This is a genomic window from Lichenihabitans sp. PAMC28606 (assembly GCF_020616535.1).
GTDB classification, from domain to species: domain Bacteria; phylum Pseudomonadota; class Alphaproteobacteria; order Rhizobiales; family Beijerinckiaceae; genus Lichenihabitans; species Lichenihabitans psoromatis.
Genome location: NZ_CP085136.1, coordinates 3,187,350 through 3,207,376, shown reverse-complemented (window position 1 = coordinate 3,207,376; position 20,027 = coordinate 3,187,350). Strand labels below are relative to the sequence as shown.

At 64.1% G+C, this 20,027-nt stretch carries 18 protein-coding genes; 3 read left to right on the top strand and 15 right to left on the bottom strand.

Annotated elements, in window-relative coordinates; genetic code table 11:
- Positions 1-1,959 (top strand): PAS domain-containing hybrid sensor histidine kinase/response regulator, encoded by a 1,959-nt coding sequence (locus LGH83_RS15090; RefSeq protein ID WP_227399368.1) that lies wholly within the window; start codon positions 1-3, stop codon positions 1,957-1,959.
- A gap of 16 nt (positions 1,960-1,975) precedes the next feature.
- Here the strand turns inward: LGH83_RS15090 and LGH83_RS15085 are convergent, their stop codons facing one another.
- From LGH83_RS15085 to LGH83_RS15055, 7 genes are all read right to left on the bottom strand, one after another.
- Positions 1,976-3,382, bottom strand: a complete 1,407-nt coding sequence (locus tag LGH83_RS15085; protein ID WP_227399367.1) for an FGGY-family carbohydrate kinase — start codon at positions 3,380-3,382, stop codon at positions 1,976-1,978.
- A gap of 10 nt (positions 3,383-3,392) precedes the next feature.
- A complete protein-coding gene (locus tag LGH83_RS15080; RefSeq protein ID WP_227401865.1) occupies positions 3,393-3,707 on the bottom strand; it encodes an L-rhamnose mutarotase in 315 nt (104 codons plus the stop codon).
- Between the two features lie 17 nt (positions 3,708-3,724).
- Complete coding sequence (locus tag LGH83_RS15075; RefSeq protein WP_227399366.1) at positions 3,725-4,765, bottom strand: ABC transporter permease; 1,041 nt, start codon at positions 4,763-4,765, stop codon at positions 3,725-3,727.
- On the bottom strand, positions 4,762-5,796 hold the full coding sequence (locus LGH83_RS15070; protein ID WP_227399365.1) for an ABC transporter permease: 1,035 nt from the start codon (positions 5,794-5,796) through the stop codon (positions 4,762-4,764). The genes LGH83_RS15075 and LGH83_RS15070 overlap by 4 nt, the downstream gene beginning before the upstream one ends.
- The gene (locus tag LGH83_RS15065; RefSeq protein WP_227399364.1) at positions 5,793-7,340 is read right to left on the bottom strand and encodes a sugar ABC transporter ATP-binding protein; all 1,548 of its coding nucleotides are present in this window, start codon (positions 7,338-7,340) and stop codon (positions 5,793-5,795) included. Before LGH83_RS15065 ends, LGH83_RS15070 begins: the two co-directional genes overlap by 4 nt.
- Positions 7,341-7,464: 124 nt before the next feature.
- Entirely contained in the window at positions 7,465-8,457 is a 993-nt protein-coding gene (rhaS, locus tag LGH83_RS15060) for a rhamnose ABC transporter substrate-binding protein (protein ID WP_227399363.1), read from the bottom strand.
- Between the two features lie 60 nt (positions 8,458-8,517).
- Positions 8,518-9,330 carry a DeoR/GlpR family DNA-binding transcription regulator gene (locus LGH83_RS15055; protein WP_131195006.1) on the bottom strand — a complete coding sequence of 271 codons (813 nt, stop codon included), beginning with the start codon at positions 9,328-9,330 and terminating at the stop codon, positions 8,518-8,520.
- Between the two features lie 276 nt (positions 9,331-9,606).
- Here LGH83_RS15055 and LGH83_RS15050 point away from each other — a divergent pair, with 276 nt between their 5' ends.
- Together LGH83_RS15050 and rhaI are read left to right on the top strand one after the other, a co-directional pair.
- The gene (locus LGH83_RS15050; protein ID WP_227399362.1) at positions 9,607-11,709 is read left to right on the top strand and encodes a bifunctional rhamnulose-1-phosphate aldolase/short-chain dehydrogenase; all 2,103 of its coding nucleotides are present in this window, start codon (positions 9,607-9,609) and stop codon (positions 11,707-11,709) included.
- 23 nt (positions 11,710-11,732) lie between these two features.
- Positions 11,733-13,034: an L-rhamnose catabolism isomerase gene (rhaI, locus tag LGH83_RS15045; protein WP_227399361.1), complete on the top strand. Its 1,302-nt coding sequence runs from the start codon at positions 11,733-11,735 to the stop codon at positions 13,032-13,034.
- An 18-nt stretch (positions 13,035-13,052) separates the two neighbouring features.
- Here the strand turns inward: rhaI and LGH83_RS15040 are convergent, their stop codons facing one another.
- From LGH83_RS15040 to LGH83_RS15005, 8 genes are all read right to left on the bottom strand, one after another.
- Positions 13,053-13,646: an NADPH-dependent FMN reductase gene (locus tag LGH83_RS15040; RefSeq protein ID WP_227399360.1), complete on the bottom strand. Its 594-nt coding sequence runs from the start codon at positions 13,644-13,646 to the stop codon at positions 13,053-13,055.
- Positions 13,647-13,651: 5 nt separating this feature from the next.
- Complete coding sequence (locus tag LGH83_RS15035) at positions 13,652-14,395, bottom strand: copper homeostasis protein CutC (protein WP_227399359.1); 744 nt, start codon at positions 14,393-14,395, stop codon at positions 13,652-13,654.
- Positions 14,396-14,492: 97 nt separating this feature from the next.
- Complete coding sequence (locus tag LGH83_RS15030) at positions 14,493-15,218, bottom strand: L,D-transpeptidase (protein WP_227399358.1); 726 nt, start codon at positions 15,216-15,218, stop codon at positions 14,493-14,495.
- Positions 15,219-15,322: 104 nt separating this feature from the next.
- Positions 15,323-16,546: a M24 family metallopeptidase gene (locus LGH83_RS15025; protein ID WP_227399357.1), complete on the bottom strand. Its 1,224-nt coding sequence runs from the start codon at positions 16,544-16,546 to the stop codon at positions 15,323-15,325.
- 66 nt (positions 16,547-16,612) lie between these two features.
- On the bottom strand, positions 16,613-16,963 hold the full coding sequence (locus tag LGH83_RS15020) for a RidA family protein (RefSeq protein WP_131113556.1): 351 nt from the start codon (positions 16,961-16,963) through the stop codon (positions 16,613-16,615).
- A 97-nt stretch (positions 16,964-17,060) separates the two neighbouring features.
- On the bottom strand, positions 17,061-18,101 hold the full coding sequence (locus tag LGH83_RS15015; protein ID WP_227399356.1) for a trans-3-hydroxy-L-proline dehydratase: 1,041 nt from the start codon (positions 18,099-18,101) through the stop codon (positions 17,061-17,063).
- Between the two features lie 30 nt (positions 18,102-18,131).
- A complete protein-coding gene (locus LGH83_RS15010) occupies positions 18,132-18,827 on the bottom strand; it encodes a GntR family transcriptional regulator (RefSeq protein WP_227399355.1) in 696 nt (231 codons plus the stop codon).
- 18 nt (positions 18,828-18,845) lie between these two features.
- On the bottom strand, positions 18,846-19,844 hold the full coding sequence (locus LGH83_RS15005) for a 4-hydroxyproline epimerase (RefSeq protein WP_227399354.1): 999 nt from the start codon (positions 19,842-19,844) through the stop codon (positions 18,846-18,848).
- Positions 19,845-20,027: the final 183 nt, after the last annotated feature.

Sequence of the window (20,027 nt, the reverse complement as noted above, 5' to 3'; positions counted from 1 at the left end):
ATGAATCGCCGGATGCTCATCCTGGCGCCGCGCGGTCGGGATGCTCAAGTCATCGAGCAGGTTCTCGGCAAAGCCAACGTGCGATGCGTCGTCCTTCCCGATGCGCGGAGCCTGTCGCAGGAACTCGAACGCGGTGCCGGCGCTGCCGTCATCACCGAAGAAGCGCTCTCGGACTCCGACGTCCGTGTCTTGCGACGCTGGCTCGATGCACAGCCCACATGGGCCGACTTCCCGTTCATTATGCTGACCCTGCCACGCACCAGTCAAAAAGGCATGGTGCGGCATGATCTTGTCGAAGCTCTCGGCAACGTCGTCCTGCTCGAACGGCCCATCAATGCCGAAACCTTGACCAGCGCCGCAGCGTCGGCGCTTCGCGCGCGGGACCGGCAATACGACGCTCGTATTCACTGGCTCGACCGCGAAAATGACGACAAGCAGCTTCGCATGGCGCTGATGGCCGGCAATCTCGGATCGTGGAGTCTGCATCCTGTCAGCAAGGCGCTGGTGGCGTCGGACCGGTTCAAGGCGCATTTTGGTCGCGAAGCCAACCGGGACTTCACCTATGAGGATCTGCTGGCATCCGTCCATCCCGACGATCACGAGAAACAGCGAGCGGCTGCCGAAGCCACCTTCACGCGCCAGGAGGATTACAAAATCGAGCATCGGGTTGTCTGGCCCGACGGCACGATCCATTGGATCCAGGTTAGCGGACGAACCGTCTATGGCGACAACGGAAGGCCCACAACGATCAGTGGCGTGTCGTTGGACGTGACCGAACGTCGGCGGTCGGAAGATGTGCTTCAGCATCGCGTCGGCGAGGCGGTCGCCGAAAGCCAGCGCGCTCAAGCGGCGCTGGTCCAGGCGCAGAAGATGGAAGCCGTGGGCCAACTCACCGGAGGAATCGCGCATGACTTCAACAATCTCCTGACCGCGATCGTTGGAAACATCGATCTGATCAGCCGACGCACGGATGACGACCGCATCAAGACCATGGCCGGCCGCGCCAAACACGCCTCCGACCGCGCCGCCAAGCTCACCAGCCAATTGCTCGCCTTTTCGCGGAGCCAGAAGCTGGACCTCCGACCGGTCAATATCGACGCTTTGATCGGCGGCATGGGCGATCTCGTTTCGCGATCGATCGGGCCGACCGTCGCGGTCAAGACCGAGCTCGGCGCCGCCGGGCGTCTGGCCATGGCGGACGCAAACCAGATCGAGCTGGCTCTGCTCAATCTGGCCATCAACGCGCGGGATGCCATGCCGACCGGCGGTACGTTGACGATCGGCACCACCTTGCAGACGAGCGCGCAGCGGGGTCAGGCCGAGAGCTTCATCGTCATCACGGTCGCGGATACGGGGTTCGGCATCGAGCCCGCGATCCTGTCCAAAGTGTTCGATCCGTTTTTCACCACCAAACCGGTCGGCAAGGGAACCGGCCTGGGTCTAAGCCAAGTTCATGGGATCGCCCATCAATCGGGTGGGTCGGTCCGGATCGAAAGCGAGGTCGGCAAGGGAACTACGATCGAGATTTGGCTTCGCGAAAGTGCGGAGCTCGACCGTGAGGCCGACGCAGCCAATGCAGTCGACGCGGAGATCACGAGTGGTCGCGGTCACGTCCTAGTGATCGACGATGATCCGGATGTTCGCCGCTTCGTCGTCGAATGCCTGGAAATTCTCGGCTTCACGGTCACCCAGGCCGACCACGGCAAGGCGGGCCTCGACCGACTGGAGCAAGACCATCCAGACCTCATGATCGTGGATTTTGCCATGCCGGGCATGAACGGCGCCCAGGTGGCGGCGGCCGCACGTGAACGGCAGGCCGGGCTGCCGATCATCCTGGCGACTGGGTATGCCGATACGGGATTGGTCGAGGGGGCCTTCGCGCAAGACGAAATCCTGCGGAAGCCTTTCTTGATCAACGATCTGTCGCGCGCCGTGCGTCACGCGCTGAACTTGACGTGAAGCCACGCCCTGGGGGTCATCCCTCAGCGCGCGCCGCCGTCATCCAGCGTGCCGCATAGGCCTTGAACGCCGAGCCGAGCGGCTCCGACGCGAACACGCTCGAAGGCGAAGGACAGGCCGCCCCCTCGTGCGACTGCGAGCGATCCTTCAGGACCAGGAGTGCGGCCCCACCGCTTGTGCCGGTGGTGCTGTGCGATCCCGACACGCTCCGGCCCGTCATCGCCTGCAACACGTCGAGATACAGGGTATTGCGAGCGAATGGCCCCTCGACGATCGTCGGCCCGGTGGCTTGCAGCAGGTCGAGGCAGGTGGCGGTCATCAATCCGGCATAGAGGCTCGCCGCGACGGTGCGTTCGGCCGCGGACAGGCCCTCGGCCGCATGGGTCCAACGTCCCACGCCGTGCGGGAAAGGGCCGTTCCCCGGCGCGAACGTCGGCAGCACCATGATGCCGCGCTCCAGCACCTCAGCCAGCGCCACGCGATCGGACGCGGCGGGCTGCTTGCCGGCTAGGATTTCGAATTCCCGACCGCCCATGAACCGTGCGGACGGCACTGGTCGCCCGAACGCGTCGACGTTGACGAGCGTATCGCGGGCCGCATCGAGATGCGCCATCGAGCCGCCGGTCGCAAACACGATCACCCAGGTTCCGGTGGAGACGACCGACACCGGACCGGCGTCACCGATGATGTGGGGCAGCAGCGAGGCGTTGGAATCGTGGATACCGCAGGCGACCGGGATCGGTCGGTCGATGCCGAGCCGCGAGGCGATCTCCGGCCGAAGGTCACCGAGGATATCGAAGGCGGAACGAAGCGGCGCCATCCTGCCGGACCAGCCGGCTCGTTCGACCAGCGAGGAGAAATTCCTCGCTTGAGGGTCCCAAAGATCGGTATGGGAGCCGAGCGACGTCGCCTCGTTGGCCGCGACGCCGGTGAGCCACCAGGCCCAATATTGCGGATACATCATGATCCAGCGGGCGCGGTCGAAAGCGTCGGGGAAAGTCTGTTGCTGCCAGAAGAACTGCGCGCCCGCGTTTAACCCGCCCGGCAGGCTGGGCGAGAAGGTCTCGGAGAACGGCGGCCGGATCCGGTCGTAATCCGCGCGGGTGGTATCGACGCCGCGATATTCGTAATCCAGCACCGGCAGCGCCAGCCCGGTCTCGCCGAGGAGGACGCCCGAGCCACCATGCGCCGTGATCGAGATCGCGTCGATCGGTTCGGCGCCCTCGCGGACGAGGTCGGCGAGGCCATCGAGGAAGAAGCTCTGCATCGCCGCGATATCGAAATGCGGATATGGCCCATCCTGCCGCACCACGTTGGGCGTCGTGCGAACCGCAAGATCGGTGCCGGTCGCAAGATCGTGCAGCAAGACCTTGACGTTGGTTTTGCCGATGTCGAGCACCGCAACGAAGCGACGGTGCGGCATGAGGCTCTCCTTAGGCAAGGTGAAACATGAGGGCGAGCGGGGTGACGACCGGCTCGTTCGAGGCATGCGTCTCCATGATGTCGGCCATATGGGCCCACCAGCGCTGCATCACAGGATGGGAGGGGAGCGCATCCATCGTGTGATCTGTCCGCCGCCACAACACACCGAAAAGCGTGTGGGTCGCGGGATCGAGATGGATCGAATAATCCGACACACCGGCCTCGCGCAGCAGGTCGACCAACTCGGGAAAGATCGCATCGTGGCGGCGCTGGTATTCCTCGGCCTTGCCCGGATGGAGCCGCATCGTGAACGCGATCTTTTCCAGGCCGACTGATGGCTCGATCATCGCGCGGGCCTCGGGCGGTTGGAGATCTTGCGCGCCAGGATGGGGGCCGCGATGACGGTGATCAGCATGGCGCCGATCACGATCGACATGATGATGCCGGGAACATTCAGCAGCCCGAGCCCGTAGGTGACGAGCCCCATGACAAAGGCCGCGATCACGACGCCACCGATGGTGCCCGAGCCGCCGAGAATATTGACGCCGCCCAGCACCACGATCGTGACGACGTCGAGTTCCCAACCGGCCGCAATGGACGGGCGCGTCGAGCCGAGCCGGGAGGTCAGCATGACGGCCGCAAGCCCGCTCGCGAGGCCACTGACGAGAAACAGGATAAACTTGATCCGGCCGACCCGAAGGCCCGAAAACCGAGCCGCGAAGGGATTATTGCCGATCGCCCGCACGGCGCGGCCGAACACGCTTTTGTGCAGCACCACAGCGGCCACGACCGAAAGCAGCAGGAAACTCGCGAATTCGAACGAGATCATCTGCCAGACATAGCCCTGGCCGAAAAAGGAGAAGCCGGTCGGGTAATCTTTATAGGACCCATCGCCGAGCACGAGATAGCTGATGCCGCGAAACAGGCTCATGGTGCCGATCGTGGCTACGATCGAGGGCAGCCCGAGCCCGGCGATGAGCAGACCGTTGAAGCACCCGCAGAGGGCGCCGACCACAAGGCCGATCGCGACCAGCTCTGCGACCGAGGCTCCGGCGTGAGCGGCAGCGCCCATCGCGGTCGAGGCCACCGCGATGATGCCGCCGACCGACAAGTCGATCTCGCCCGACATGATGATGAACGCCATGCTGAGCGCCACGATCGACTTTTCGGTAAAATTGAAGGTGGCGTCCGACAGGTTCCAGATGTCGAGAAAGAACGGCGACGCGAAGGAGTTGGCGATGAAGATCAGCGCCGCCACGACCATCAACAGGGCTTCCCAGCTTTTAAGGAAGCGCCCAAAACCAGAGCCCGTCTGGTTGGGAATCGCACGCGGCACTGCGACAGTCGACGTCGGTAGAGCGGTTCGCGTGTCGATCGTGGTCATGTCGGCTTACCCGAGAGGACGGTCGTGTTGCGAAGAATGATGCGGCCCGCTTTGCGTTCGGAGCGCGTATTCAGCAGGACCGCCGCGATGATGATGGCGCCCGAGATCGCCATCTGGGCGAAAGGGGAGACGTTCACGACCGGCAGCGCGTTTTTGATGATGCCGAGGAATAGCGCGCCCAGAACGGTGCCGCCGACCGAGCCGATGCCGCCCGCGATGGAGACGCCGCCGATCACACAGGCCGCGATGACGTCGAGTTCGAAGCCGGAGGCCACATCGACATAGGCGACCGCATAGCGCGACACCCAGAGGTAACCGCAAAGCCCCGCGATCGTCCCCGAAAAGCAAAACGCCATGAAACGCGCCCGGCCCGGATCGATGCCCGCATAGAGCGCCGCGACCGGATTGCCGCCGGTTGCAAACCAAGCTCGGCCGATGGAGGTCCGGTTGAAGATCACCAGTGCCAGACCGATCATCGTCAGCGCGATCCAGGACAAGACCGGGATGTCGAGGATCAAGGCGCGGGGCAGGCCCAGAAAGGTCGGCGACATCTGGAAGCTGTTGACCCAGGCGCCGCCCGACAGGACGAAGGCCATGCCGCGATAGATCGTCAAGGTGCCGAGCGTGACCACGATCGGCGGGATATCGAGTTTCCAGACCAGCAGACCGTTGAAGGCGCCGAGCGCCAACCCAAGCCCGAGCGCCACGAGAACAAGCACCACGATCGGCATGTCCGGATGCGCCGCGCCGAGCAACGAGACGACCATGCCGGTCAGCGCCAGATTGGCCGCGACCGAGAGGTCGATCGAACGGGTCAGGATCACGGCCGCCTGCCCCAACGCCAAAACGATCAGGATCGAGGTATCGTTGAAGACATTGGCGAGATTGGCCGGCGTCACGAAACCCGGAAACCGAGCGGCGATCAGCGCCAGCAAAATCGCGCAGGCCCCGAGCAGCAGGACCTCGCGCCGCAACCCCGGACGGCGGGTGCGGGCCGACGCGGTGGCGGTGGGTGATGCGATCGCGCTCATGCGGCCTCCGCCATATTGCCGGTCGCGGCCCGGACGAGCCGCTCGGGCGTCAGGCCCTCCCGCTCAAACGTGCCGGCGTCGCGGCCCTCGCGCATCACCATGACCCGGTCGGCCATGCCAAGAATCTCCGGTAATTCGGACGAGATCATCACGACCGCGAGCCCCTGGGCCGCCAATTCGCTCATGAAGGCGTGGACGGCCGATTTCGAGCCGATGTCGATGCCTTTGGTGGGTTCGTCGAGAATGATGACCTTCGGCTGCGTTGCGAGCCACTTGCCGATCACCACCTTCTGCTGATTGCCGCCCGACAGGGTGCCGACGGGCTGGGACAGCGAGGCCGCGCGTAAATCGAGCCGCGACGCGTAGTGCCGGGCGAGTTCGAATTCCTCGGCGGTGCGAATGAAGCCGCTGCGTGACACTTTCCGCAGGGACGCGAGCGTGAAATTTTCGACGATCGGCATGGCCAATACGGCGCCATGTCGGCCGCGCTCCTCCGGCACATAAACGATGCCGGCCGCGACCGCATCGGAGGAGGAGTGGATCGCGACCGCCTTGCCATCGATCGTAACTTTGCCGGACGCCGGTCGGGTGATGCCGAACAAGGACTGGCACAGCTCCGACCGCCCAGCCCCCACGAGTCCATAAAGGCCGAGGATCTCACCTCGGCGCAACGTGAAGGAAATGTCGTCGAATTCGGTCGCGTGGCTATAGTGCTCGACCGCCATGACGGTCTCGCCGAGAACGACCTCGCCCTTCGGGAACACCTGATCGACGGTGCGTCCGACCATCATCTGCACAAGTTGGCCGTGCGTGACGTCGGCAAGCCGGCCGGCCCCGACGGTGCGGCCGTCGCGAAACACGGCATAATCCTCCGCGATCCCGTAAACCTCCTCGAATTTATGGCTGATGAAGAGGATCGCCTTTCCGGCGGCTTTGAGCCGCTCGAGGATGCGGAACAGATCCTCCACCTCCTTATAAGATAGTGCGGCGGTGGGCTCGTCCATGATGACGATGCGGCTGTCGATCGATAGCGCACGCGCGATGGCGACGAGATGGCGCTGGGCGATCGAGAGATTTTTCAGCAGGGTCCGGGCGCTGATCGGCGCATCGAGGCTATGCAGGATGGCGGTCGCGCGAGCATTCATGGCGGCCCAGTTGACGAAGCCGAGCCGCGTCTTCGGCGCATGACCGAGATAGATGTTCTCGGCGACCGTCAAATCGTCAAACAACACAGTTTCTTGATGGATGGCCGTGATTTTAGCGTCTTGCGCGGCCTCGGCCGAATCGAACGCCACTCTCTGCCCGTCGATCAGGATGTCGCCCGCGTCGGGTCGATAGATGCCGGTCAGGATCTTGACGAGCGTCGATTTCCCGGCGCCGTTCTCGCCGATCAGCGCGGTGACGCGGCCCGCATGCAACGCGAGGTCGACCCCCTCAAGTGCTTTGACGCCGGGGAAAACTTTCGAGATGCCGCGCATTTCCAGCACGGGCGGCCGCGGGGCCGGCGGCGGATCGGCGGCGAGAACATCGGACGGGAGAGACATGCGGGTCGCGTCCAGTGAGCGGAAGGTCGGGATCGTGCGACGCATCCGGGCCGCGTGATGCGGACCGGATGCCGAGCTTGATGACGTCGGCGGTCCCAACGCCTGAGGTCGGGCGATCTTCGGCTCAGAAGATCTTGGCGAACTCGTCGACGTTGGTTTTGTCGTAGACGAAGGGGTCGGCCATCGCGCCTTCGTTGCCCGCGTCGAGCTTCAGCTTGCCCATGCGGCCCATCGGCAGTTCTGCGCCCGGCTCGGCCTTGGCGCCCTTGACGAGATCAAAGGCGAGTTCGGTCGCCGAATAGCCGAGGTCGATCGGGTTCCAGATCGCAAAGCTCTTGGTGGCGCCCGCGTGGACGGCACCCGCCATTTCGGACGGAAGACCGAGCCCGGTCACGTAGACCTGATTGATCTTGCCCGCATCCTTCACGGCCTGCGCGGCCGCCACGATGCCGACCGAGGTCGGCGCGATAATGACCTTGACGTTCGGGAACTTCTGCAAAAGCCCCTGGGTCTCGCGATAGCTCTTGTCGGATAGATCGTCGCCATAGACCGTGGTGACGAGGTTGAGGCCCGGATATTTCGGCAGCGCCTTCTTCATCTCCTCGATCCAGGTGTTCTGGTTGGTCGACGTGACGGTCGCCGACAGGATCGCGACATCGCCCTTGCCGCCGGGCAGCGTATCGGCCGCCAGTTTCAAGCACATATTGCCGATGAGCGCGTTCGACGACGGATTAAGGTGCAGCATCCGCCCCTCAGGCGCGACGGCCGAGTCCCACGAGATGACCTTGATGCCGCGCTGCATAGCGCGTTTCAGCACCGGCACGACCGCATCCTTGTCATTGGCCGAGACCGCGATGGCGTCGACCTTCTGGGAGATCAGCGAATTGATGACCTCGATCTGGCCTTCGGCGGTGGTCGTCGTCGGCCCCGTATAGACGATCTGAACGCCGCCGAGCTCCTTGGCGGCCTGCTCCGCGCCCTTGTGGGCGGCATCGAAGAAGCCGTTGCCGAGCGATTTGACCACCAAGGCGATCTTGACGTCGGCGGCATGCGCCGTGCTAGCCATCAGCCCGGCGATCAACGCCGATGCCAAGGCGACTGTCCTGAATGAAGACATGCTTGTCCCTCCCGTTCGTTTCCTCGTTCACCGTGTGATGCCCTCGACGCCGTTCAGGCGTCAGGCCACCGACGCCGATGGGTTTCGCGTGCCGACCATCTTTGTGTCGGCGATCACGAGTTGGAGCCCGATGTTCTCGACCATGGTGCGGGCCGCATCGGAGATCTGATCGTCTGTGATGATCGTCGCGGCTCGTTCGAGCGGCGCGAGGATCATGCTGGATTGGGTAGTGAATTTGCTGGAATCGATCAGCAAGACGAGTTCGTCGGCTTGGCGCATGAGGCGCTGCTCGGACTGGATGATGAGCGGGTCACCCTCCATGATGCCGAGATGCGATACGCCTTGAGCGCCCATGAACATGCGGCGCGCGCGGAAATGCGCGATCCCGTCATCCTCGAACGGACTGAGAATGATGTTCTGCTGGCGATAGACCGCTCCCGAGGGCAGGAACACATCGCATTTGGAGTGGCGGAGCAGATGATCCGCTATACTGAACGAATTGGTGAGAACTTGGAGCCGCAAGCGCTGCAAGGGATGCACCATCTGAAACGTCGTGGTGCCGCCGTTGATGATGATGGCATCGCCGTCCGCGCATAGTCCTGCGGCCTCGATCGCGATCGCGCGTTTCTGCGCGATATTGATGGTCTCGCTCAACGCGACGGGGCGCACCAGCAATGAGCCGACGGCGGTGGGGTGAATCGATTCAGCGCCGCCCCTTACTTTGCGAAGGCGACCCTGCAAGGCCAGAACCGACAAATCGCGCCGGATCGTCGCTTCCGACGCCCCGGTCATCTCGACGATATCCCCGACAGTCGCGACCGCCCTGGTCTGCAATGCCCCGACGATGATGCTGTGGCGTTCTCGCTCGTGCATCGGTCCTCCCATCCACCGACGCTATGGAATCCATCATCTTGTGTCAATCAAATGTCGTCATTTTCTTTCTTTTTGCATCGCAACATGATTGATCGTGACTGGTTTTGCATCGCACAAGGACAGAAATGATTGACGGGCGATCGGAATTTGAGCATACCGGACGGCAACAGCCGTATGGATGCCCTCGCAGCACGGCGAGACGACCCATCGCGGAGTCAGCCGGTCCGTCGTCGGACCGGCTCCGGGCCGACAAGCGGCCTATCACAGGGAGGCACCATGGCTGACGCGGGCACACCACATCTGCTCGACAACAGGTGGGACGACGGCAAAGCGGCCGCGATGGACGAGCCCGGCCGGCTGCTCTACCGCTCCAATCTCCTCGGTGGCGACAAGCGGATTACGAATTTCGGCGGCGGCAACACGTCGGCCAAGGTCGCGATGGCGGACCCGCTGACTGGCGAAACCGTGACGGTTTTGTGGGTCAAAGGCTCCGGCGGCGATGTCGGCACCATGAAGCTCGATGGCTTCTCGACCCTGTACATGGACAAGCTTAACCAGCTCAAGACCATCTATCGTGGCCAGGACCACGAGGACGAGATGGTTGGGCTGCTGTCATTCTGCACCTACAATCTCAACCCGCGTGCGGCCTCGATCGATACGCCGTTGCATGCCTATGTGCCCTACCCGCATGTCGACCACATGCACCCCGACGCCGTAATCGCCATTGCGGCGACACGCGACAGCCGCGCCTTGACCCAACAGATCTTCGGCGACGAGATCGGCTGGCTGCCCTGGCGGCGCCCGGGGTTCGAGCTCGGTCTCGACCTGTCGCGTTTCGCGGCCGACCATCCGAACGCCAAGGGCGTCGTGCTCGAAAGCCATGGCCTGTTTACCTGGGGCGACAGCGCCAAGGATTGCTACGAAACCACGCTGCGGATCATCAACAAGGCGATCGCCTGGTTCGATGAGCAGACCCGCGGCAAGGCCGTGTTCGGCGGCGCCGTGACCCAGTCTCTGCCGGCCGACGAGCGCCGCGCCATCGCGGCCAAGATCATGCCGGAGATCCGCGCCCGCATCAGCGGCTCGGAACGCAAGCTCGGCCATTTCGACGACAGCCAGACGGTGCTCGACTTCGTCAATTCGAAGAATCTCCGCGCTCTCGCGGCGCTCGGCACCAGCTGCCCGGATCACTTCCTCCGCACCAAGATCTGCCCTTTGGTGCTGGAGTTCGACCCGGCGAGCGGCTCGATCGAGACGATCATCGCCGGTCTCGACGAGGCGATCGCGGCCTATGCCAAGGATTATGCGGCCTATTATGAGAAAGCCAAGCACCCGAACAGTCCGGCGATGCGCGACCCGAATGCGGTCGTCTATCTGATCCCCGGCGTCGGCATGATCACCTTCGCGCGCGACAAGGCGACGGCTCGTATCGCGGGCGAGTTTTATGTTAACGCCATCAACGTGATGCGCGGCGCGTCCACGGTCGACACCTATGTGGGCCTGCCCGCGCAGGAAGCCTTCGACATCGAATATTGGCTGCTTGAAGAAGCCAAGCTGCAGCGGATGCCTAAGCCGAAGAGCCTCGCGGGCCGGGTCGGCTTGGTGACGGGCGGCGCGGGCGGTATCGGCCGGGCCATTGCGGCCAAATTGCTGAGCGAAGGCGCCTGCGTGGTGCTGGCCGACATCGACGAAACGGCTCTCGCCGACGCCGAAGCCACATTCGGCAAAGCCTATGGCCGCGATGTGGTCCGCACCGTCGTCATGAACGTGACCGATGAGAATGCCGTGATCGGCAAATTCGCCGAGGCCAGCGTCGAGTTCGGTGGCATCGACATCGTGGTGTCCAATGCCGGGATCGCCTCCTCAGAGCCGGTCGAGACCACAACGATCGCCATGTGGGATCGCAATATGGATATCCTGGCCAAGGGCTATTTCCTGGTCTCGCGCGAGGCGTTCCGGCTGATGCGTCGGCAGAAGCTCGGCGGTTCGGTCGTCTTCATCGCTTCGAAGAACGGGCTCGCGGCCTCTCCCAACGCCAGCGCCTATTGCACCGCCAAAGCGGCCGAAATCCATCTCGCGCGCTGTCTGGCACTCGAAGGTGCCGACGCCGGCATTCGGGTCAATGTCGTCAATCCGGATGCTGTGTTGCGCGGCTCGAAGATCTGGACGGGCGAATGGCGTGAGCAGCGCGCCTCGGCCTATAATATGAGCCCCGACGAACTCGACGACCATTATCGCAAGCGCTCGATGCTGAAACTCTCGGTGTTCCCGGAAGACATCGCGGAGGCCACCTACTTTCTGGCCTCCGACCTCTCGGCCAAATCGACCGGCAACATCATCAACGTCGACGCCGGCAACGCCCAGTCGTTCACGCGCTGACAAAGCCCCGATCGGAGAAGTCCATGGTCGATCTGCCTCTCAGCCAAGACCTCGTTGCGCGCCACAACGCCGAGCATGCCGCCGACCTCACGGCCGATTACGACGCGCTCGGGGCCAAGCTGGAGCGGCGCGGCGTCGATATCGCGGCCATCAAGGCCAAGGTCGCGGCCTTCACGGTGGCGGTGCCATCCTGGGGTGTCGGCACCGGCGGCACGCGATTCGCGCGCTTTCCCGGTGGAGGCGAGCCGCGCGGTATCTTCGAAAAGCTCGACGATTGCGCCGTCATCAACCAACTGACCCGCGCCACGCCGAACGTGTCGCTGCATATTCCGTGGGACAAGGCCTCCCCGGCCGAACTCGTCGCCAAGGCGAATAGCCTCGGGCTCGGCTTCGACGCGATGAATTCGAACACGTTCCAGGATCATCCGACCGATCCGAACCAGCCGCTCTCCTACAAGTTCGGCTCGCTCTCGCATGCCGACCGCGCCGTGCGCGAGCAGGCGGTCGCCCATAATATCGAGACGATCGAGATCGGCGACGCGATCGGCTCAAAGGCCTTGACGGTGTGGATCGGCGATGGCTCCAACTTCCCGGGCCAAAGCCACTTTACCAAAAGCTTCGAGCGCTATCTCGAGGCGATGGGGAGCATCTACAAAGCCCTGCCGGACGACTGGCGCATCTTCTCCGAACACAAGATGTATGAACCAGCCTTTTATTCGACGGTGGTGCAGGATTGGGGAACCAGTTACCTGATCGCGCAGACGCTCGGCCCCAAGGCGCTCTGCCTCGTCGACCTCGGTCACCATGCACCGAACGTCAATATCGAAATGATCGTCGCCCGGCTGGTGCAATTTAAGAAGCTCGGCGGCTTCCACTTCAACGATTCAAAATACGGCGACGACGATCTCGACGCGGGTTCGATCGACCCGTTCCGGCTGTTCCTGGTGTTCAACGAACTGGTGGACGCCGAACAGACGCCGGACAACGACCTGACCCTTTCTCACATGATCGATCAGTCGCACAACGTGACCGACCCGATCGAAAGCCTGATCCGCTCGGCCAACGAGATCCGTCGCGCCTATGCGCAAGCCCTGCTGGTCGACCGCAACGCGCTGGCCGGCTACCAGGACGACAATGACGCCATATTGGCGTCGGAAGCGCTCAAGGACGGGTTCCGCATCGACGTCGAGCCGATCCTCGCCCAGGCCCGCGTCGATGCCGGAGGCGCGATCGATCCGCTCAAATCCTATCGGGCCAGCGGTTACCGAGAGGCGGTCGCGGCCAAGCGCCCGGCCGTCAAGGGCTCGGGCGGCGGCATCGTCTAACCTCGCAGATCGGGGGCGTCAGTACGGCGTGCCTTGCAGCTTCTGGCGTTTCAACGCCGCCGCATACCACTCGAATTCATCGAGGAACCGATCGAGCGACGTAAGGGTGCGCTCATCGGAGGGCGTGCCGTCATCGGCGAGCGCCTGCCCGATCTTTGGGATCGGCATGAGGCTCGGAATGCTCGGCATGCCGAGTTCGCTCAGCACCATGCGAAGTTGCATCGCGGCCCGCACGCCGCCGAACTGCCCGGCCGAATAACAGACGATGCCGGACGGCCGCCAGAAATACTCTTCCAAGAAATAGTCGAGCAGGTTCTTCAGCGCGGGCGGAATGCCGTGGTTATATTCCGCGCTGACGATCATGAGCCCGTCGGCGCGTCGATACAGCGTCGCGAGCCGTTCGAGGTCGTCGGGGGCCTCCCCTTTCGGATGCTCCTTATACATCCGGTCGAGCAGCGGCAGTTGCAGCTCGAGTGGATCGACCAGCACCGCCTCGTGGCCGCGCTTCGTCAACTCGCTCATGAGCAGACGCGCGGCCTTGATGCCTTGCCGGTCGCGCCGCACCGAGCCGAGCAGCACCGGGATCGTCAGCCTCGTCGAGGTCTCGGTCATGCGTGTCACTCCCCTGAGGATGCGCGTTCACGCACGGTGCGGATGAGGTCGGCCGAGGTGGCCAGCTTGGTATATTCGGGAACGCGCAACTCACCGCCCATAAAGACGTGCTCGCGGCGCGGCACCATCGCGCTCGCGACGGGCTGCAGCGCCGCATAGTGGAGTTCGGTCGGCTTGGCGCCGGCGACGATCCGCGCGACGTTGCGCTCGGTGATGCCGCCGCCCGGCATGATGATGATCCGGTTTCCGGCGCGCGCGATCAACGCGGTGATCAGCGGCAGCCCCTCGAGCACGGTCGCGTCCTGGCCCGAGGTGAGGACCCGGTCGACACCGAGGCCGATCAACGTGTCCAACGCCTCGAACGGATCGACCGTCATGTCGAAGGCCCGGTGGAACGTCACGCTCAGCGGCCGCGCCGCTGCGATCAGCCTGCGGCTGCGCTGGACATCAATGCGACCGTCAGCGGTCAACAGGCCGATCACGACGCCGTCGGCGCCCTCCTGCTTGGCGGTCTCGATATCGGCCAGCATGGTCTCGACTTCGTCGTCATCGAAGAGAAAATCGCCGCCCCGCGGCCGGATGATGACATGCAGCCCTATGCCATCGACGCGCCGCGCCTGACGGATCATGCCCCGGCTCGGGGTAATGCCACCCTCGAACAAGGCGGCGCAGAGCTCGACCCGCGCGGCGCCCGCTGCGACGGCGGCCCGTACCGCCGCAACCGAATCGACACAGATTTCGACGATCATTCGATCCCTTTCGCGTCGCGCGAGCGAGCCCCAACGCAGAGGGGCGGAGCGGCCACAACGCCTCCCCGCCCCTGTCTACCCGAAAACCGTAGCGGTGTTAGCCGAGAACGATGACCTTGGTGCCTTCGGGGGCGCGGCTGTAGAGATGGATCACGTCCTGATTGACCATCCGGATGCAGCCCGACGAGACGTTGCTGCCGATCGTCTCGGGCTCCGTGGTGCCATGGATGCGATAGCCGAGATCGCCGGTCTTGCCGAAGAGGTAGAGCGCCCGGGCACCGAGTGGGCTGCGCGAGCCGCCAGGAACGCCGAGGCCGCGCTTGGTAGAGACCAGCTGGGCCCGGATGTCGGGGTCGCGATCGACCATCTCTTTTGGCGGAATCCAATCCGGCCAGCTGCGGCGCATGTTGATCTGCGCGACGCCGTTCCATAAGAACCCCTCGCGCCCCACGCCGACGCCATAGCGGGTCGCCCGCTGATCCGGCTCGACGAAGAAGAGATACCGCGACTTCGGGTCGACCACCACGGTGCCGGGCCGCTCGGGGCCTTGATATCGAACGATCTGGCGCAGGAAGATCGGATCGACGCGGGCATAATCAAACGCCAACACTGGAAATTGCTCACCCGAAAAGCTGCCGTAAATGGCCTGATAATCCGGCTTGCCGATCGTTGCGCCACCGACGCCTTGTTGGCCACCAAAACCGCCGAACATATCCCCGAACGCGGGCATGTCCCGCCCGCCTCCGGCGCATCCGGCGAGGCCGGCCGCCGCGAGCGCGACCGCGCTGGAGGAAAAGAATTGACGACGACTGAGACTGACCATGAGCATGTTTACCAAAGCGAGCTGATGCTCAGAATATGGCTCGCGTGGTTAAAATATGGTTTGACCGGCGCGCGGTTTCTTATCTTTCGAGATGTTGCTCAAGATCAACGATCGACTGCGCCGAACGGGTCGTCACATGACTTGGCCGGCTGCGTGAACCAGCGCGGTCCATCGGCCGCCATATAGATATGATCTTCGAGGCGCACGCCGAAGGCGCCCGGAATGCAGAGCATCGGCTCGATGCTGAAACACATGCCTTCTGCGAGCGGCGTCCGGTCGGTGCTGACAAAGTTCGGTGCCTCGTGGATGTCGATCCCGATGCCATGGCCGGTTCGATGCGGCAGGCCGGGGAGCGCATAGCCCGGGCCATAGCCGTTCCGTTCGAGACCGCCGCGGACCGCATCGTCGACCGCTCCGCACGGCTGCCCGATCCGAGCCGCCTCGAACGCGACGATCTGGGCCGCACGCTCATGCTCCCACACGCGGCGTTGCTGATCGGAGGCTTCGCCGAACACATAGCTGCGGGTGATGTCGGATTGGTAGCCGAGCAATTTGCAGCCGGTGTCGATCAGCACCATGTCGCCTGCCTCGAGCGCCTTGGGATGTTTGACGCCGTGCGGAAATGCCGTGTCGGCGCCAAACAGCACGATGCAGAAGAACGACCCGTCGGGGGCGCCCGCAGCCCGATGCGCCGTGTCGATGAAGGTCTCGACCTCGCGGGCCGTGATGCCGACCCGGAGGATGCGGGCCGCCGCGCGCTGCACCACCAAGGTCATCGCATGGGCGCGTTGCATCAGCGCGATCTCGGCCGCCGACTTGCGGGCGCGGCAGCCGCCCGTTACCGAGCCAGCGCTGACGACCGCGACACGGGGCGCCAGCGCGGTCCGAAGCCTCTCGGCCAAGCCGAATTCGGTCGTCTCATCGAGCCCGATGGTGCCGTTCGCGATGCCGAGGTCCGCCAGGACGGAGGCGAGAAGCGCGCAGGGGTCTTGATTCTCGTGCCAGCCATGGAACGGCGCCTCGATTCGCACTTGCTCCGCGAATGTGCCGGTTTCGAAGACCGGCAGCAGATAAGCGAGATGGCTGGAGGCCGTGAGCACTGCGCCGGCCAAGCGTTCGCTCGGGTGCCAATCGATTCCGGTGAAATACAGCAGGTTACTGCCGGCATCGAGATAGACGGCCGCGAGACCATGCTGACGCATCAGATGCTGCGCCTGCGTCAGGCGAGACCGATAATCGGCCTCGCCGATCGGTTCGACTCCGGCCGTCATGGCGCCGATGGACGCGAGTTCGACCTCAGCCGTCGAGCCGCCGATCCCAATACTCATGTCGATCGCGTCCTTATCGAAAAAGAAGGTGGGCGCCCGACGCCGCCCACCTCATGCCGGTTTGGATCAACGCGCCGCGATGACCGCGATCTCGACCTTATGGGCCGGGGTCGCAAGCTTGGCCTCGACGGTTGCACGGCCCGGGGTCTGGCCATCTAGCACCCAACCATCCCAGATCGAATTCATCTCGGCGAAGGTGCTCATGTCGGTCAGCCAGATGTTCACCATCAGCAGCTTGGACTTGTCGCTGCCGGCTTCGGCCAGCAAAGCGTCGATGTTCTGCAAGATGTCCTTGGTCTGCTCGGCGACGGTGCCACCCACGGCCTTTTGGGCCACCTGACCGGCCAAGTAGACGGTATCGCCATGCACGACGGCCTGGGACATGCGCGGGCCGACGCCGATACGGGTGATGGACATTGTCATTCTCCTTCAAGTGAGGCCGGGAGCGGCCGGATCAGCGCGCCCGGTTTGCGGGATCGAGGCGGCTGCGGTCAACCATCCGCCGGATGATTTCTCACGCTGCCGTGCCTGCGCCCGGCCATGTATCGGACAGACGATAGCCGGCCGGATAGGGATCGCTCGGGTCGAGCAGCAATTGATGCGTGCCGGTGATCCAGGCCGTGCCCGAAATGGTCGGGATGATGGCGGGCCGGCCCCCCACTTCGGTTTCGGCCAGGATCTGGCAATCGAAGCGCGAGCCGATGATCGAACGCGCGACGTAGCGATCACCGGTTTTCAGGATGCCTTTGGCATGCAGCACCGCGAGCCGGGCCGAGCATCCGGTGCCGGTCGGCGAGCGGTCGATCTTGCCGGGGCGGATCGCGACCGCGTTTACGCCCGCCATGACGCCGTCCTCCAGGCTGAGCGGCCCGGCGATCTGGCAGAACGAGAGATGGGCCCAGTCCGGATTGTCCGGATGTACGAAGCCGAGTTGTTCATTGGCGGCGCGGGTGATCGCCATACCGGTCTCAGCCAGATCGCGGGCCTCGTCGGGCGTGATCGCGAAGCCGAGGGCGCGGCTATCGACGATGACGAAACTGTCGCCGCCATAGGCCGTATCGACCGTCAGCGTTCCGATGCCCGGCACCTCGATGACCGCATCGAGCTTGGCCGCGAAAGACGGAACATTCGTGACCGTGATGCGCTCGGCCTTGCCGTCCCGGCAATGCGCCACGATCTCGACGACGCCACCCGGCGGCTCGAGGGTGAGCCGGGTTTCCGGCTCCTGCATCGGGATGATGCCGGTCTCCAGCAGCACCGTCGCGACGCAGATCGCGTTCGACCCGGACATCGGCGGCGTATCGGCCGGCTCCATGATGATCCAGCCCATCTGGGCGCGGGGGTCCTTCGGGGGCACCAGCAGGTTGACGTGCCGGAACACGCCGCCGCGCGGCTCGTTCAGCACGAAATTCCGCAGCGTCTCGTCCCGGGCGATAAAGCGGGACTGCTCCCAGATGGTCGCGCCCGGTGGCGGCAACACCCCACCGACGATGACGTCGCCGACCTCTCCGGCCGCATGGCAACTGACGACATGAATGACCTTCGAGGATCGCACAAGCTTCTCCAGAATGCGGGTCGGGCCAGCCTAGGATCGACCCAGCACCGGAACGGGGGAATCATCGAGACGCTCGCGCGCCACAGCGAATTCTGCGCGGAGGTCCCGCAACGTATTGGCGATATGGGCCGAGGCCAGCGCAGCCGCAGCATCGGCCCGCCCAGCAGCCCAAGCCCCGAACAGGGCCTTGTGTTCGGCCACGGCCTGGTCGTCGCGACCCTTGGGTTCGAGGTGTTTGCACACGTAGCGTTCGGCGATGACCTGAAGGCGCTCGACCATCTGCATCGTGACGAGCCGACCGCCCGGACGGATCAGCGCGAGATGAAAGGCGCGATTAAGCGCGCCCGCCTCCGGCCTGCGCGTCTCGATGGCCTGATTGAGCGCCGCCAGCGCCGTCTGAGCAATCTCATGATCGTCAGCACTGGCGCGGCGGCAGGCCAAGGCGACCGCCTCCGGTTCGATCTTCAGCCGAAGGTCGAACACGTCATAGGCTTCGTCGGCCGAGAGCGGACGCACGAAAAACCCACGATTGGCCTGCGACAGCACGAGGCCGTCCTGCTCGAGCTTGGCGAAGGCTTCGCGGAGCGGGATCTTGCTGACGCCAAGTTCCGCCGCCAGAGCGTCCTGCCGGATCGGCATGTCGCCCACCATCATGCCCGAAATGATACGATCGCGCACGAGATCGAAGATCTGGTCGGCGAGCCCGCGCTTGACCAGCAGTGTCACGCGGATGGTCCGGCCCGGTCATACAACCTGAAAACCCTTCCAGAACACATCGGCCCGATCGACCCAGATCGTGTTGAACCCCGTCGCGATGGCCGATCCCTCGATCGAGGGAATGATGGCGGCCTGCCCGGCAAGATCCGTGGTTTTCTCGACACGGCCGATGAACCGACTGCCGATATAGCTTTCATGAACGAAGCGCTCGCCCGGCCGCAGCTTGCCCTTGGCGGCGAGATGCGCGAGCCGCGCCGACGTTCCGGTGCCGCAAGGCGAGCGATCGATGGCCTTGTCGCCATAGAAGACGGCATTTCGCCCATCCGCGCCATCGCCGCGGGGCTTGTCGGCCCAGAGCACGTGGCTGACGCCGCGGATCGTCGGATCGAGCGGATGCACAGGCTCGAATTTTGCACCGACCAGCGTTCGGACCTCCTGACTGAGGTCGATGAGACGAGCGGCCCCGAGATCGTCGAGCCCCGTATAGGCCCCCTGCGGTTCGACGATCGCGTAATAATTACCGCCATACGAGACATCGACCGATAGCGGTCCGAAGCCCGGCACGTCGATCGCAATGTCGGTCGCGGCAAGATAAGCCGGCACGTTGGTGATCTTGACCGAGGTTACGCGGTCGCCCTCGCTCGTATAGGCGATGTCGATCACGCCGGCCGGAACCTCGACCCGCAACCGCCCAGGCTCGCGCGGCTGGATCAAACCGTGTTCCAGCCCGAACGTCACAAGGCCGATGGTGCCATGCCCGCACATCGGCAGGCACCCGCTCGTCTCGAGGAACAGAATACCGACGTCGGTGTCGGCCTGCGTCGGCGGATAGAGAAAACCGCCCGACATCATGTCATGGCCGCGCGGCTCGAAGCAGAGGCTGGTCCGGATCCAATCGAAACGGGCGAGGAAATCCTGCCGCCGGTCCGACATGGTGGCGCCCCGCAACAGAGGCGCGCCACCCGCCACGAGGCGCACCGGATTGCCGGCCGTGTGACCGTCGATGCAGAAGAACGTATGGCGCATGGCTCAGGCCGCCTTGTCGATCGAGAGGGTGGGTCGGATCGCGGCTGCTTGAACGGTCCGGCTGGCCGCATCTGGGCAACGTATACGATATACAGACGTCAGGCGGGGGTCCTGTCAAGCGCGTGTCCGGTTGACGCTCGCGGGTGGACCGATCATGTGTTCGATCGAAACGGGAACATCGCC